The organism is Enterobacter cloacae complex sp. ECL352, assembly GCF_020149545.1.
GTDB lineage: Bacteria > Pseudomonadota > Gammaproteobacteria > Enterobacterales > Enterobacteriaceae > Enterobacter > Enterobacter asburiae_B.
The window spans coordinates 2,218,216-2,234,037 of sequence record NZ_CP083709.1 but is presented as its reverse complement, the minus strand read 5'-3'; the positions used below and the strand labels follow the sequence as shown (position 1 = coordinate 2,234,037).

Here is a 15,822-nt window from a genome sequence, read left to right as displayed (position 1 = left end):
TCTTCAGCCTTCAATGGGATCGACGTCCAGTATCCACTTCACTTTTCGCGCTTCCGGCAGCGTGTTGATGAGCGCCAGCGTGCCGCTGACGATATGCTGCAGGCGAACGCGTGAAGGGTGCTGAAGTAAGATTTGCCAGCGGAAACGTCCGCCGCGTTTTGGTGCGAGTGCCGGCACCGGGCCCAGGATCCACAGCTGATTATCCACCAGCGGGCTGGCCTGCAGGAGGTTTCTCAGCTGCTGCAGGAAAAGCGGTGCCTGCTGGTTGTTGTGATCTTCCGCGCGGATGATGACGTGGCTGGTCCACGGCGGCAGCTGCATGGTCTGGCGTTCGGCCAGCGCCTGCTCGGCAAAGGCGTCATAGCCTTTATGCAGCAGGGTTTGCAGCAGCGGGTGCTCAGGATGGTGCGTTTGCAACACCACTTCGCCCTGTTTACCGGCGCGACCGGCACGCCCTGCCACCTGGGTATATAGCTGGGCGAAGCGCTCGGCTGAGCGGAAATCTGCCGAGAACAGCGCGCCGTCCACGTCCAGTAGGGCGACAAGCGTCACGTCCGGGAAGTGGTGGCCTTTGGCCAGCATCTGGGTGCCAATCAGGATGCGCGCGCCGCCGCGATGCACTTCCGCCAGCTGCTGTTCCAGCGCGCCCTTGCGGCTGGTGGTGTCCCGGTCGATACGCGAAATAGGCACGTCCGGGAAGAAGGGGCCAAGCGCCTGTTCCAGCTGTTCCGTCCCCAGACCGACCGGCACGATATGCGTTGAGCCACACGACGGGCACTGGCGCGGCACCGGGCGCTGGCTGTCGCAGTGGTGGCAGCGCAAATGCCGCTGGGCCTGGTGGAAGGTATAGTAGTGGTCGCAGCGCGGGCACTCGGCAATCCAGCCGCAGTCGTGGCAAAGCAGGGCGGGGGCGAATCCGCGGCGGTTCAGAAACAGAATGACCTGGTTCCCCGCCTGCAGGTGCTGGCGCATGCGGGTAATCAATGCAGGCGCAAGCCCGGCCTGAACCTGCTGACCTTTCAGATCCAGCACGTGCTGAATGGCCGGACGGGCATTCCCCGCCCGACGCGTCAGGCGCAGCATGTGGTACTTACGCTGGCGCACGTTGTGCAGCGTTTCGAGCGCAGGCGTGGCGGAGCCGAGAATAATGGGAATCTGCTCACTGTGCGCGCGATAGACCGCCAGATCGCGGGCGTGATAGCGCCAGCCTTCCTGCTGTTTATAGGAGCTGTCGTGCTCTTCGTCGATCACGATAACGCCAAGATTTTTAAACGGCGTAAACAGCGACGAGCGGGTGCCGATCACAATCGCCGCTTCGCCGTTTTTGGCTTTCAGCCAGGCGCTGAGGCGTTCGCTGTCGTTCAGGCCGGAGTGCAGCACCTCAACCGGCGCGTTAAAGCGCTCGCGGAATCGGGCGATGGTTTGCGGCGTCAGGCCAATTTCCGGCACCATCACCAGCGCCTGTTTGCCCTGCGCGAGCACGTTTTCCAGCACGCTCAGGTAGACCTCGGTCTTGCCGGAACCGGTGACTCCCGCCAGCAGCCAGGCAGAGAAATGATCGGAGGCGCTATGAATCGCGCCCACGGCGGTGGCCTGCTCGGTATTCAGACGCAGGCGATCCCCTGAAACGGAGAAACTCTCCCGCCAGTCGTAAAGAGCGGGGGCTTCGCTGGCCAGTTCGCTCAGCCCTTTCTTTCTTAAGGCCTGTAGCGCCGTTTCGCTGACCTCAAGCTCGTCGACCTGATGTCGCCAGATTTTTCCCTGACGCAGCGCCGCCAGCGCCTGCTGCTGTTTCTGCGATCGCTTCAGGCTGTTGATGTCCACCGCCTGGCCCTGCTCGGTGGCAAACCAGTACCACATCGGCGCATGGCTGGCGCTTTTGCCCTGGCGCAGCATGATTGGCAGGGCATGGAACAGGACGTCGCCAATCGGGTGATGATAATAATCTGCCGCCCACAGCAGCAGTCGCCAGGTGCTGGTGGAGTAAACGGGCTCGCTGTCCAGCACCTCAACGACCGACTTCAGTTCATTGAGCGGCAGTTCACTTTGATCGCTGACGGAGACAACAATCCCCACGCGCTGCTGTTTGCCAAACGGCACGGTCACGCGGCAACCCGCTTTGGCGCTCATGCTGTCGGGCAGCAGGTAGTCAAAGGTGCGGGGAAGCGGAACGGGCAGGGCAACGTGAGCGACGGGCATCGAATCTTCCTGACTTGAAAAGTGGCGCGTTAGTATACACATTAGTAAAAGCGGCGTGCGGATCAGTTTGCATACGTTGGTCAAATTCTGTATGATTCGCCGCCTTTGGTGTACTTTACGCCAAAGAACTTACAATCAACATCGCGTGGTGTCTGGCGTTAGGGCTGGAAGAGCGACGCGGCCTTAACTGAGGTTCTCCCATGAAAAAAGATATTCACCCGAAATACGAAATGATTACTGCAAACTGTTCTTGCGGTAACTCTATCCAGATCCGCTCTACCGTGGGTCACGATCTGAACCTGGACGTGTGCGGCAAATGCCACCCGTTCTACACTGGTAAGCAGCGTGACGTTGCAACCGGTGGCCGTGTTGACCGCTTCAACAAGCGTTTCAGCATCCCGGGCGCTAAATAAGTTTCCCGAAAAAAAGGCACCGCAAGGTGCCTTTTTTGTATCCGCTTCTCAGTATTCCCACGTATCCGGGTCAATACCCAGTTCACGCATGATCACCTTCGCCTCTTCCGGGATTTCATCACTGCGCTCTTTGCGCAGATCTTCATCGTTCGGCAACGGTTGACCGGTAAACGCATGCAGAAACGCTTCGCACAGCAGTTCGCTGTTGGTCGCGTGGCGCAGGTTATTCACCTGACGACGCGTACGTTCATCGGTGAGGATCTTCAACACCTTCAGAGGAATGGAAACCGTAATTTTCTTTACTTGCTCACTCTTCTTACCGTGCTCAGCGTATGGGCTGATATATTCGCCGCTCCATTCAGCCATGAGATACCTTTAATCCTCTCAGTCATTTATTTAAAGGTGCAAAACCTGTAACCACCCGTTTTGAACCGCAATCTTGTCTAGTTTACCGTAGAGACGATACCGTGGCACGGATATTGCCGCTGCAGCGTGCACTAAAGCATATAATTTTAACGGCTATTTGCGCATTGCTCAATCTATACGCAAAGAAGTTTAGATGTCCAGATGTATTGACGTCCATACTTTCAGTGTTTACTCTGGTGCCTGACTTTTCACCTCATTCGCCAGGAAGCCCTCACCATGACGCGTAAACAGGCCACTATTGCAGTGCGTAGCGGATTAAATGATGACGAGCAGTACGGCTGCGTTGTCCCGCCGATTCATCTTTCCAGTACCTATAATTTCACCGGATTTAATGAACCCCGCGCGCATGATTATTCGCGTCGTGGCAACCCTACGCGTGACGTGACCCAGCGCGCGCTGGCCGAGCTGGAAGGTGGCGCAGGTGCAGTATTAACCAATACGGGGATGTCCGCCATTCACCTGGTGACCACGGTGTTCCTGAAACCGGGCGATCTGCTGGTTGCGCCGCACGACTGCTACGGCGGCAGCTATCGCCTGTTTGACAGCCTGGCGAAACGCGGCTGCTATCGCGTGCTGTTTGTCGATCAAAACGACGAACAGGCGCTGAAACAGGCCCTGGCAGAGAAGCCGAAGCTGGTTCTGGTGGAAAGTCCAAGCAATCCATTGTTGCGCGTTGTCGATATTGCGAAAATTTGTCAGCTCGCAAGGGATGCGGGAGCGATAAGTGTAGTGGATAATACGTTCCTCAGTCCGGCCCTTCAGAACCCACTCGCACTGGGTGCCGATCTGGTATTGCATTCATGCACTAAATATCTGAACGGCCATTCTGATGTGGTGGCGGGCGTGGTGATTGCTAAAGATCCCGACGTTGTCACCGAACTGGCATGGTGGGCCAATAATATTGGCGTCACCGCGGGGGCCTTCGACAGCTATCTGCTGTTGCGCGGCATCCGCACGCTGTCGCCGCGCATGGACGTGGCGCAGCGCAATGCCCAGGCGATTGTCGATTTCCTGAAAACCCAGCCGCTGGTGAAAAAGCTTTATCACCCGTCGCTGCCGGAAAATCAGGGGCACGAGATTGCCGCGCGTCAGCAGAAAGGGTTTGGCGCGATGTTAAGTTTTGAACTGGACGGTGACGAGCAAACGCTGCGTCGCTTCCTGGGCGGGCTGTCATTGTTTACGCTGGCGGAATCCTTAGGTGGGGTTGAAAGCTTGATCTCCCACGCCGCGACCATGACGCACGCAGGTATGGCACCGGAAGCTCGTGCCGCCGCCGGAATTTCTGAGACGCTGCTGCGTATCTCAACCGGCATTGAAGATTCTGAAGATTTAATTGCCGATCTGGAAAATGCCTTCCGGATCGCAGCCAAGGGGTAATCATGAGTGTGATAGCGCAGGCAGGGGCGAAGGGTCGTCAACTGCACAAGTTTGGTGGTAGTAGTCTTGCTGATGTGAAATGTTACCTGCGCGTTGCAGGGATCATGACGGAATATTCACAGCCGGGTGACATGATGGTTGTCTCGGCGGCGGGCAGCACCACCAACCAGTTGATTAGCTGGCTGAAACTGAGCCAGACCGATCGCCTTTCTGCGCATCAGGTGCAACAGTCCTTACGCCGTTACCAGAGCGAGCTGATTGCCGGCCTGCTGCCTGCGGACGTGGCGGACGGGCTGATCAGCGCCTTTACGCATGACCTTGAGCGTCTGGCTGCCCTGCTGGACAGCGGAATTACCGACGCGGTGTATGCCGAAGTGGTGGGCCACGGTGAAGTGTGGTCCGCGCGCCTGATGGCCGCCGTGCTGCAACACCTGGGTGTGGAAGCGGCCTGGCTCGACGCACGTGATTTCCTGCGTGCCGAACGCGCCGCGCAGCCGCAGGTGGATGAAGGGTTGTCCTACCCGCTGCTGCAACAGCTGCTGGTGCAGCACCCGGGCAAACGTATTGTCGTCACCGGCTTTATCAGCCGCAGCAACGCGGGCGAAACCGTGCTGCTGGGCCGTAACGGTTCGGACTACTCGGCAACGCAAATTGGTGCCCTGGCGGGCGTGTCTCGCGTCACCATCTGGAGCGACGTGGCCGGCGTGTACAGCGCGGACCCGCGCAAAGTAAAAGATGCCTGCCTGCTGCCGCTGCTGCGTCTCGACGAAGCCAGCGAGCTGGCGCGTCTGGCCGCGCCGGTACTGCACGCGCGCACGCTGCAGCCGGTTTCCGGCAGCGATATCGACCTCCAGCTGCGCTGCAGTTACACCCCGGATCAAGGTTCCACGCGCATTGAGCGCGTGCTGGCGTCCGGTACCGGGGCGCGTATTGTCACCAGCCACGACGACATCTGCCTGATTGAGTTCCAGGTGCCTGCGGGCCAGGACTTCAAGCTGGCGCATAAAGATATCGACACGATCCTCAAACGCGCCCAGGTGCGTCCGCTGGCCGTTGGCGTGCATAACGATCGCCAACTGCTGCAGTTCTGCTATACCGCGGAAGTGGCGGACAGCGCGCTGAAAATTCTGGATGAAGCGGGCCTGCCGGGCGAGCTTCGCCTGCGTCAGGGGCTGGCGCTGGTGGCGATGGTGGGCGCGGGCGTCACCCGTAACCCGCTGCATTGCCACCGCTTCTGGCAGCAGCTGAAAGGCCAGCCGGTGGAATTCACCTGGCAGTCGGAAGAGGGCATCAGCCTGGTCGCCGTCCTGCGTAAAGGCCCAACCGAGAGCCTGATTCAGGGCCTGCATACCTCCCTGTTCCGCGCGGAAAAGCGCATCGGTCTGGTGCTGTTTGGTAAAGGCAACATCGGCTCTCGCTGGCTGGAGCTGTTCGCCCGCGAGCAGGTCACGCTCTCGGCGCGTACCGGATTTGAATTCATTCTCGCGGGCGTGGTGGACAGCCGCCGCAGCCTCCTGAACTACGAAGGGCTGGACGCCAGCCGCGCGCTTGCGTTCTTTAATGATGAAGCGGTAGAGCAGGATGAAGAGTCGCTGTTCCTCTGGATGCGCGCACACCCGTATGACGATCTGGTGGTGCTGGACGTTACCGCCAGCGAACAGCTTGCGGATCAGTATCTGGATTTCGCCAGCCACGGTTTCCACGTCATCAGTGCGAACAAGCTGGCGGGGGCAAGCAGCACCGATAAATACCGCCAGATCCACGATGCGTTTGAAAAAACAGGGCGCCACTGGCTCTATAACGCCACCGTTGGGGCTGGCCTGCCGGTTAACCACACCGTGCGTGACCTGATTGAAAGCGGCGACAGCATTCTGGCGCTGAGCGGTATCTTCTCCGGCACGCTCTCCTGGCTGTTCCTGCAGTTTGACGGCACCGTACCGTTCACTGACCTGGTGGATCAGGCGTGGCAGCAGGGCTTAACCGAGCCCGATCCGCGCGTTGACCTTTCCGGCAAAGACGTGATGCGTAAGCTGGTGATCCTGGCGCGTGAAGCCGGTTATGACATCGAACCGGATTCCGTACGCGTCGAATCGCTGGTGCCTGCCGGCTGTGAAGAAGGTTCTGTGGATCATTTCTTTGAAAATGGTGAAGAGCTTAACGAGCAGATGGTACAGCGTCTGGAAGCGGCGAACGAGATGGGGCTGGTACTGCGCTATGTGGCGCGTTTCGAGGCCAACGGAAAAGCGCGAGTCGGCGTCGAGGCGGTGCGTCCTGAACATCCGCTGGCGGCGCTGCTGCCGTGCGATAACGTCTTCGCCATCGAAAGCCGCTGGTACCGCGATAACCCGCTGGTGATCCGCGGCCCTGGCGCGGGTCGTGATGTCACCGCTGGAGCCATTCAGTCCGACATCAACCGTCTGGCTAAGCTGCTGTAAAGCCTGAATTTCCCTCTCCCTGTGGGAGAGGGTTAGGGTGAGGGCATCAGACCGCACTCACCCTCATCCTGAATTTCCCTCATATTCCCTGAGCAAACCTCACCGTTATTGTTGATTATTTATGTTGACGTCCCTCCGCTTTTCCGTCATTTTTACATCTGGACGTCTAAACGTATAGAAGTTCACAACACAACAAATAACGACATGCGATTGATAGAGGTAAGGTATGAGCTTTTTTCACGCCAACCAGCGGGAAGCACTGAATCAGAGCCTGGCCGAAGTAAACGGCCAGATTAACGTCTCTTTTGAATTTTTCCCGCCGCGCACCAGTGAAATGGAGCAAACTCTGTGGAGCTCTATCGATCGTCTCAGCAGCCTGAAGCCGAAGTTCGTCTCCGTGACTTACGGTGCTAACTCCGGCGAGCGTGACCGTACGCACAGCATCATTAAAGGCATCAAAGATCGTACCGGTCTGGAAGCGGCGCCGCACCTCACCTGTATCGACGCGACCCGCGACGAGCTGCGGGCCATCGCCCAGGATTACTGGAATAACGGCATTCGTCATATCGTCGCTCTGCGCGGTGACCTGCCGCCGGGCAGCGGTAAGCCGGACATGTATGCCGCCGATCTGGTCGCGCTGCTGAAAGAGGTGGCTGATTTTGATATCTCCGTTGCCGCTTATCCTGAGGTGCATCCGGAAGCGAAAAGCGCCCAGGCCGATCTGCTGAACCTCAGGCGTAAAGTGGACGCCGGCGCGAACCGCGCCATTACCCAGTTCTTCTTTGATGTGGAAAGCTACCTGCGTTTCCGTGACCGCTGCGTCTCCGCGGGCATCGACGTTGAAATTATCCCGGGCATTCTGCCGGTCTCTAACTTCAAACAGGCGAAGAAGTTCGCCGATATGACCAATGTCCGCATTCCGCTGTGGATGTCCAAAATGTACGAAGGGCTGGACGATGACCCGGAAACCCGCAAGCTGGTGGGGGCCAATATCGCGATGGACATGGTGAAAATTTTAAGCCGTGAAGGGGTGAAAGATTTCCACTTCTATACGCTGAACCGCGCGGAGATGAGCTACGCCATTTGCCATACGCTGGGCGTTCGTCCGGCGTAATAAGCACAAAGCCCTCGTATTACGAGGGCTTTTTAGTTACGCGAATAGTTAAAAGGTATTAGCTATCGAATCTGTGGATTAATTCAACTATAACTTATTGCTAGTGGTGTATATCGTAACGGTAACACTGTAAAAGGGAGCATAGCGATGAGCACGTCAGACGAGACCAATAAAGCGGCATCGGTCGGCAAATGCCCGTTCCACCAGGGCGGCGTCGATCACAGCGCGGGGGCAGGTACAGGCAGCCGCGACTGGTGGCCAAAACAACTCCGCATCGATCTTCTTAACCAACATTCCAATCGTTCTAACCCGCTGGGTGAAGACTTCGACTACCGCAAAGAATTCAGCAAACTTGATTACTCCGCCCTTAAAGGCGACCTCAAAGCCCTTTTAACCGACTCTCAACCGTGGTGGCCTGCCGACTGGGGCAGCTATGCGGGCCTGTTTATCCGTATGGCCTGGCACGGCGCGGGTACCTATCGCTCCGTTGACGGGCGCGGTGGCGCAGGCCGCGGTCAACAGCGCTTTGCGCCGCTGAACTCCTGGCCGGATAACGTGAGCCTGGATAAGGCGCGCCGTCTGCTGTGGCCAATCAAGCAAAAATACGGCCAAAAAATTTCCTGGGCCGACCTGTTTATCCTTGCGGGTAACGTGGCGCTGGAGAACTCCGGCTTCCGTACGTTTGGTTTCGGTGCCGGGCGTGAAGACGTCTGGGAACCAGACCTGGACGTGAACTGGGGTGATGAAAAAGCCTGGCTAACCCACCGTGACCCGGAGGCGCTGGCGAAGCGACCGCTGGCCGCCACCGAAATGGGCCTGATTTATGTGAACCCGGAAGGGCCAAACGCCAGCGGTGAACCTCTGTCTGCTGCGGCGGCCATTCGTGCCACCTTCGGCAACATGGGGATGAACGACGAAGAGACCGTTGCGCTGATCGCGGGCGGCCACACCCTCGGCAAAACCCACGGCGCGGGTGAAGCCACGCACGTCGGCACCGACCCGGAAGCCTCGCCGATTGAAGCGCAGGGCCTGGGCTGGGCCAGCACGCACGGCACGGGAATTGGCGCAGATGCCATTACCTCTGGTCTGGAAGTTATCTGGTCGCAAACTCCGACCCAGTGGAGCAACTACTTCTTCGAGAACCTGTTCAAATACGAATGGGTGCAGACCCGCAGCCCGGCGGGTGCGATTCAGTTTGAAGCCGTGGATGCGCCGGAAATCATGCCTGACCCGTTCGACCCGTCGAAAAAACGCAAACCTACCATGCTGGTCACCGACCTGACGCTGCGTTTTGACCCGGAATTCGAGAAAATTTCCCGCCGCTTCCTGAACGATCCGCAGGCCTTCAACGAAGCCTTCGCGCGCGCGTGGTACAAGCTGACCCACCGCGATATGGGGCCAAAATCGCGTTACCTTGGCCCGGAAGTGCCGAAAGAAGATCTGATCTGGCAGGACCCGCTGCCGCAGGCGGTGTTCAATCCGTCGAAAGAAGACATTGAAAGCCTGAAGGCGGAAATCGCTGCCTCTGGCCTCTCCGTGAGCGAACTGGTTTCCGTTGCGTGGGCGTCAGCGTCGACCTTCCGCGGCGGCGACAAGCGCGGCGGCGCCAACGGCGCGCGTCTGGCGCTGGCTCCTCAGCGCGACTGGGATGTGAACGCCGTAGCGGTTCGCGCGTTGCCGGCTCTGGAAGCTATCCAGCGCACCACCAACAAAGCCTCTCTGGCCGATATCATCGTGCTGGCGGGCGTCGTGGGCGTTGAGCAGGCGGCGAAAGCGGCAGGCGTTTACGTCAACGTTCCGTTTACGCCAGGGCGCGTGGATGCGCGTCAGGATCAGACGGATATCGAGATGTTTAACCTGCTCGAACCGATTGCCGACGGCTTCCGCAACTACCGTGCGCAGGTGGATGTGTCCACCACTGAGTCACTGCTGATCGACAAAGCCCAGCAGCTGACGCTGACCGCGCCTGAACTGACGGTGCTGATCGGTGGCCTGCGCGTGCTGGGTGCAAACTTTGATGGCGGCAAGAATGGCGTGTTTACCGACCGCGAGGGCGTGCTGAGCAACGATTTCTTCGTGAATCTGCTGGACATGAACACCCAGTGGAAGGCAACCGACGAATCTAATGAACTGTTTGCCGGAAGCGATCGCGCCAGCGGTGAAGTGAAATACACCGCCACCCGCGCCGATCTGGTCTTCGGTTCTAACGCCGTCCTGCGCGCGCTGGCAGAGGTTTATGCCAGCAGCGATGCCAGCGAGAAGTTCGTCCGCGACTTCGTTGCCGCATGGGCGAAGGTAATGGATCTGGATCGGTTCGACCTGCAGTAACCCTTTTGCCGGGTGGCGCTAAGGCTTACCCGGCCTACGGGCAAAAAAATCCCCGCTGTTGCGGGGATTTTTATTCACGCTATTTACTCCCACTCCTGCAGGAACCGCTGCCCATACTGGTCGGCCACCAGCAGCGCCGCATATACCTGATCCGGCGTTACGCCGCCGGGCATGTTGTGGATAGTTTCCCCTTCGGCACAGGAGGCTTCCGCGATCAAACGCATTTTGGCCGGAATATCCTCTTTGATGTTCAGCTGCGCCAGCGTAATCGGCAACCCAACGCTGTGACAAAGCGCCGCGACGGTCTCTATTTCTTCTACCGGCGCGTTTTCCAGCACCAGCTGCGTCAGCGTGCCAAACGCTACTTTTTCACCGTGATAGAAGTGGTGCGCGTCCGGTACCGCCGTCATTCCGTTATGAATAGCGTGTGCCGCCGCCAGCCCGCCGCTTTCAAAGCCTACGCCGCTGAGATAGGTGTTGGCTTCGATAATGCGTTCCAGCGCCGGTGTAACCATATGCTGTTCCGCGGCCAGCATGGCTTTTTCACCCTCTTCAACCAGCGTGTTGTAGCACAGCTCGGCCAGCGCGAGTGCAGCCTGCGTACATTTGCCGCCCGCCATGGTGCTCGCGCCGCTGCGCGAGCAGGCGCGTGCTTCAAACCAGGTTGCCAGCGCATCGCCAATCCCGGCGGCCAGCAGGCGTGCCGGCGCGCCCGCTACCACTTTGGTATCGACGATTACCATGTTCGGGTTGTGCGGCAGCATCAGGTAGCGATCGAACTCACCGCTGTCGGTGTAAATGACGGAAAGGGCGCTGCACGGCGCATCGGTGGAGGCGATTGTTGGCGCAATGGCGACGGGTACGTCCATAAAATGGGCCAGCGCTTTGGCGGTATCCAGCGTTTTACCGCCGCCGATACCCAGCACTGCCAGGCAGTCGGCGCTGTCGGCCAGTTTTTTCAGGCGATCGATTTCATTTTGTGAACATTCGCCGCCAAACGGCGCTATTTCGGCGTGCAGTTCGGCTTTTTTAAAACTCTGGCGCAGGGTCTCTTCGGCAAAACCCAGCACAAATTTATCGCCGACAACCAGCCAGCGATTGGCCAGGGGTTTCAGATAGTCGCCGAGACGGGTAAGCACATCAGCGCCCTGGATATATTTTCCCGGCGATTGAATGATACGGTCCATAACAGTTCTCCCTTAGAGGTTGAGGTTACCAAACGCGTTTTTCCAGTCCTGCTCGAACTTCTCTATGGCTGACTCTACCGCTGGCGTGCCGAGCATTTGTTGCGCTACGTCTAAGGGAAGCGTGATTGCCTCGCATCCCGCCAGCAGGCAGTCCAGCGCCTGCCGCGGCGTTTTGAAGCTGGCGGCCAGCACTCTGCTTTCCGGCGCGTGCAGTTCCAGCAGGGATTGCAGCTCCTGGACCATGCGAATGCCGTCACCGCCCTGAGCGTCTACGCGGTTTACATACGGCGCGACATATTTCGCGCCTGCCAGCGCGGCGAGCAGGCCCTGTGCCGCGCTGTAAACGGCGGTCCCCAGCGTGGCTATCCCTTCTTTTTTCAACGCCTTAATCGCGATGAGCCCCTGAGCCGTCACCGGGATTTTCACCACGATGCCCGGGACGGCGTTACTCAGACGTTTGGCCTCCGCCACCATCCCTTCGGCATCGCGGCTCATGGTTTGAGCAAACAGCGTGCCTTCCGGCCCGATGGCTTTTTGCAGACGCGGCAGCACGTCCCAGATGGATTCACGGCTGGCGGCAACGATGCTCGGATTGGTGGTGACGCCCGCAATGGGGAAAACGCGCGCCAGGCGTTCAACTTCCGCCACGTTGGCGGTATCCAGGTACAGTTCCATTATTTTTCCTTAAGTCAGAAAGGTTGAACAAAGGATAAGGCGCGGGCAGGCAGGGCGGATACAGGCCAATTTTGCCAAATACTGGACAAATGTAATGTCCTTAGCGAAGTGCGAGAGCGATCACAATGCTATTTTTTGGCGGTCAGCTCGCTGTGATACTGGCGACGATATTCGGAAGGAGAGCGTTCGGTGTGCTTGCGAAAGAGACGGCAGAAGTAATTGCTGTCTGTAAACCCACAGCGTGCGGCGATATCTTTGATTTTAAGATCGTAGCCTTTCAGCAGCTGGCGCGCGTGTTCGAGTCGCGTTTGCGTCAGGTATTCATTGAACCCCACGTTGCCAATCTTCTGAAAGAGGTGGGAAAGGTAGTTCGGCGAGACGTAGAACGCCTGCGCGACGGATTCACGGGTTAACGCCGAAGCGTGATGTTCTTCGATGAAGCGGCGAATGGCCTCAAACAGGGCGCGGCTGCGGCTGGCGGTGTGGATGTCGCTGCCAAGCAGATCCCGGCAGTGGCTGAGCAAGCTTAATACCACCAGTATCGCGGTCTCTTGCTCATCCGGCTGCATCTGTAATTCGGTTAGCGTCTGCAGAAGAAAAGCACCCGTTCGCGGACCGCGGCGGGCAACCTGGAGCTGCTGCACAAGCGTATTGTCATGCTGTAACTCGATAGTCAGCAGCTGCTTACCGAAATGCATGCTCAGGGCGTTAGACGATGGATGCGTTAAGTGTCCAAAGGATGAAAATATCGCCTCACAGGGGGCATCAAGGGTAATGACGAGGCAGGGAGATGTTCGGGAATGCTGTTCAGACAGCGCTGAGAAATGAATCTGGCCCAGCGGTAGCGTGCGGTTTACCAGGTCTGCCAAAATTCGGGTGATATCGGAATGCATGAGAAGACTACCGAAATGTGCCGGGTGGCGCTAACGCTTACCCGGCCTACCAGTCACAGGTCCGGGCAAGCGCGGCGCCGCCGGGCATAGAGTATTAGCCGGTGTTACGCATACCCGCAGCAACGCCCGCAATCGTCACCATCAGCGCCTGTTCAACGCGCGGATCCGGCTCTTTACCTTCTTCTTCCGCCAGACGCGAACGGTGCAGCAGCTCTGCCTGCAGGACGTTCAGCGGGTCGGTGTAGATGTTACGCAGCTGAATAGACTCGGCAATCCACGGCAGGTCCGCCATCAGATGTGAGTCGTTGGCGATGTCGAGTACCACTTTAATGTCGCCTTCCAGCAGTTCGCGCAGCTCTTTACCCAGCGCCCACAGCTCTGGTTTCACCAGACGCTGGTCGTAGTATTCCGCCAGCCACAGGTCAGCTTTCGAAAAGACCATCTCCAGCATGCCCAGACGGGTAGAGAAGAACGGCCAGTCGCGGCACATGGTTTCCAGTTCGTTCTGTTTACCGTCTTCCACCACTTTTTGCAGCGCGGCACCGGCACCCAGCCAGGCGGGCAGCATCAAACGGTTCTGCGTCCAGGCGAAGATCCACGGGATCGCGCGCAGAGACTCTACGCCACCGGTCGGGCGACGCTTCGCAGGACGTGAGCCCAGCGGCAGTTTACCCAGCTCCTGCTCAGGCGTTGCCGAGCGGAAGTAAGGAACGAAATCTTTGTTTTCACGCACGTAGCCGCGGTACAGATCGCAGGAGATATCAGACAGCTCGTCCATGATATGGCACCAGGATGCTTTCGGCTCCGGCGGTGGCAGCAGGTTTGCTTCCAGGATAGCGCTGGTGTAGAGCGACAGGCTGCTGATGGTCACTTCCGGCAGACCGTACTTGAAGCGGATCATCTCGCCCTGCTCGGTGACGCGCAGGCCGCCTTTCAGGCTTCCCGGCGGCTGTGAAAGCAGCGCTGCGTGTGCAGGTGCGCCGCCACGGCCAATCGAGCCACCGCGTCCGTGGAACAGGGTCAGCTCAATACCGGCTTTCTCGCAGGTTTTGATCAGTGCGTCCTGCGCCTGATACTGCGCCCAGGATGCCGCCATCACGCCCGCATCTTTCGCGGAGTCGGAATAGCCAATCATCACCATCTGTTTGCCCTGAATAAAGCCGCGGTACCAGTCGATATTCAGCAGCTGGGTCATGACGTCGTTGGCGTTGTTCAGGTCGTCGAGGGTCTCAAACAGCGGGGCGACCGGCAGGGCGTAGTCGATTCCCGCTTCTTTCAGCAGAAGGTGAACGCCCAGCACGTCGGACGGGGTCTTCGCCATGGAGATCACATAGGCGGCCACCGATCCTTTCGGTGCGTCCACGATCGCTTTACAGGTGTTGAGCACTTCGCGGGTTTCGTTGCTTGGCTCCCAGTTGCGCGGCAGCAGAGGGCGCTTCGAGTTCAGCTCGCGGATCAGGAAGGCCTGTTTGTCGGCTTCGGACCAGCTTTCATAGTCGCCGATGCCGAGATAGCGGGTCAGTTCGCCCAGCGCTTCGGTATGACGGGTACTTTCCTGACGTACGTCGATACGCACCAGCGGCACGCCGAAACACTTCACGCGGCGCAGGGTGTCGAGCAGTTCGCCGTTAGCGATGATGCCCATCCCGCAGGCCTGCAGTGATTTATAACAGGCATACAGCGGCTCCCAGAGCTGTTCGTTCTGGCTGAGCAGACCTTCTGGTTTTGGCAGGCGCTGACCTTTCAGACGCGCTTCCAGCCAGGCCTGAGTGGCCATCAGCTGACCACGCAGTTTCTTCATCAGGAAACGGTACGGCTCGCTGGCGCCTTCTTCTCCGGCCAGCGCGCGCAGTTCCGGCGTCGCTTCAACCATCGACAGCTCGGAGATCAGCACCTGAATGTCTTTCAGGAACAGGTCGGTCGCTTTCCAGCGGCTCAGCAGCAGGACGTGACGGGTAATTTCCGCGGTCACGTTCGGGTTGCCGTCGCGGTCGCCGCCCATCCAGGAGGTGAAGCGGACCGGAACGAAGTCGACCGGCAGGCGGTAGCCGAGGTTCTCTTCCAGCTGTTCGTTCAGCTCGCGCAGATAGTTAGGCACCCCTTCCCACAGGCTGTTTTCCACCACCGCAAAGCCCCATTTGGCTTCGTCGACCGGGCTTGGACGATGCTTACGAATTTCATCGGTGTGCCAGGACTGGGCAATCAGCTGGCGCAGACGGCGCATCAGCTGGTTACGTTCGTAGTCGGCAATGTCTTTGTTATCCAACTGCTTCAGACAGTTGTTCACTTCCACCATTTTGTGGATCAGGGTGCGACGGGTAATTTCAGTGGGGTGTGCGGTCAGCACCAGCTCCAGCGAAAGCGACTCCACCGCTTTTTTGATGGTGGCTTCGTTGAGGTCTGGCTGGTCTTTCAGTTTACGCAGGGTGCGGGCAATGACTTCCGGGTTGCTTGCCGCTTCGCCGTTTGGCGAAATGCTGTGGTATTGCTCAGCGGTGTTAGCCAGGTTCAGGAACTGGCTGAATGCGCGTGCAACGGGCAGCAGCTCATCGTTAGAGAGGTTCTGCAAGGTGGTGAGCAGCTCCTGACGACTGGCCTCGTTACCGGCACGGGAAGATTTAGACAGCTTGCGGATGGTTTCAACGCGGTCGAGGATGTTCTCCCCCAACGCGTCTTTGATGGTATCTCCAAGCACTTTGCCGAGCATACTGACATTACTACGCAACGCGGAATATTGTTCGTTCATAAAAACCCAGTCACCCCATCATTTTTGTT

Annotated in this window: 11 protein-coding genes; 5 read left to right on the top strand and 6 right to left on the bottom strand. The window is 58.5% G+C overall.

The window, feature by feature from the left end:
* Positions 1-3: 3 nt before the first annotated feature.
* Entirely contained in the window at positions 4-2,199 is a 2,196-nt protein-coding gene (gene priA, locus LBF07_RS10915) for a primosomal protein N' (RefSeq protein WP_112778132.1), read from the bottom strand.
* 200 nt (positions 2,200-2,399) lie between these two features.
* Between priA and rpmE the strand changes: the two genes are divergently transcribed.
* Positions 2,400-2,612 (top strand): 50S ribosomal protein L31, encoded by a 213-nt coding sequence (gene rpmE, locus LBF07_RS10910; protein WP_003862040.1) that lies wholly within the window; start codon positions 2,400-2,402, stop codon positions 2,610-2,612.
* A gap of 48 nt (positions 2,613-2,660) precedes the next feature.
* Here rpmE and metJ read toward each other — a convergent pair whose 3' ends face one another.
* On the bottom strand, positions 2,661-2,978 hold the full coding sequence (gene metJ, locus LBF07_RS10905; RefSeq protein ID WP_007369220.1) for a met regulon transcriptional regulator MetJ: 318 nt from the start codon (positions 2,976-2,978) through the stop codon (positions 2,661-2,663).
* 276 nt (positions 2,979-3,254) lie between these two features.
* Between metJ and metB the strand changes: the two genes are divergently transcribed.
* The 4 genes from metB to katG all read left to right on the top strand — a co-directional run bounded on the left by metB (position 3,255) and on the right by katG (position 10,292).
* Positions 3,255-4,415, top strand: a complete 1,161-nt coding sequence (gene metB / locus LBF07_RS10900; RefSeq protein WP_048978884.1) for a cystathionine gamma-synthase — start codon at positions 3,255-3,257, stop codon at positions 4,413-4,415.
* A gap of 2 nt (positions 4,416-4,417) precedes the next feature.
* Positions 4,418-6,850 carry a bifunctional aspartate kinase/homoserine dehydrogenase II gene (locus LBF07_RS10895; RefSeq protein WP_033146932.1) on the top strand — a complete coding sequence of 811 codons (2,433 nt, stop codon included), beginning with the start codon at positions 4,418-4,420 and terminating at the stop codon, positions 6,848-6,850.
* Positions 6,851-7,076: 226 nt separating this feature from the next.
* A complete protein-coding gene (gene metF, locus LBF07_RS10890) occupies positions 7,077-7,964 on the top strand; it encodes a methylenetetrahydrofolate reductase (protein WP_033146931.1) in 888 nt (295 codons plus the stop codon).
* Between the two features lie 147 nt (positions 7,965-8,111).
* Complete coding sequence (gene katG, locus LBF07_RS10885) at positions 8,112-10,292, top strand: catalase/peroxidase HPI (protein WP_206462026.1); 2,181 nt, start codon at positions 8,112-8,114, stop codon at positions 10,290-10,292.
* A gap of 83 nt (positions 10,293-10,375) precedes the next feature.
* On the opposite strand, the gene LBF07_RS10880 is transcribed toward katG, so the two are convergent.
* The 4 genes from LBF07_RS10880 to ppc all read right to left on the bottom strand — a co-directional run bounded on the left by LBF07_RS10880 (position 10,376) and on the right by ppc (position 15,793).
* Positions 10,376-11,479, bottom strand: coding sequence for a glycerol dehydrogenase (locus tag LBF07_RS10880; RefSeq protein ID WP_094935293.1), 1,104 nt, complete (start codon positions 11,477-11,479; stop codon positions 10,376-10,378).
* A 12-nt stretch (positions 11,480-11,491) separates the two neighbouring features.
* Positions 11,492-12,154 (bottom strand): fructose-6-phosphate aldolase, encoded by a 663-nt coding sequence (gene fsa, locus LBF07_RS10875; protein WP_094935294.1) that lies wholly within the window; start codon positions 12,152-12,154, stop codon positions 11,492-11,494.
* Between the two features lie 128 nt (positions 12,155-12,282).
* Positions 12,283-13,047, bottom strand: coding sequence for an AraC family transcriptional regulator (locus LBF07_RS10870; RefSeq protein WP_094935295.1), 765 nt, complete (start codon positions 13,045-13,047; stop codon positions 12,283-12,285).
* 94 nt (positions 13,048-13,141) lie between these two features.
* The gene (gene ppc / locus LBF07_RS10865) at positions 13,142-15,793 is read right to left on the bottom strand and encodes a phosphoenolpyruvate carboxylase (protein ID WP_023309665.1); all 2,652 of its coding nucleotides are present in this window, start codon (positions 15,791-15,793) and stop codon (positions 13,142-13,144) included.
* Between the last annotated feature and the right edge of the window lie 29 nt (positions 15,794-15,822).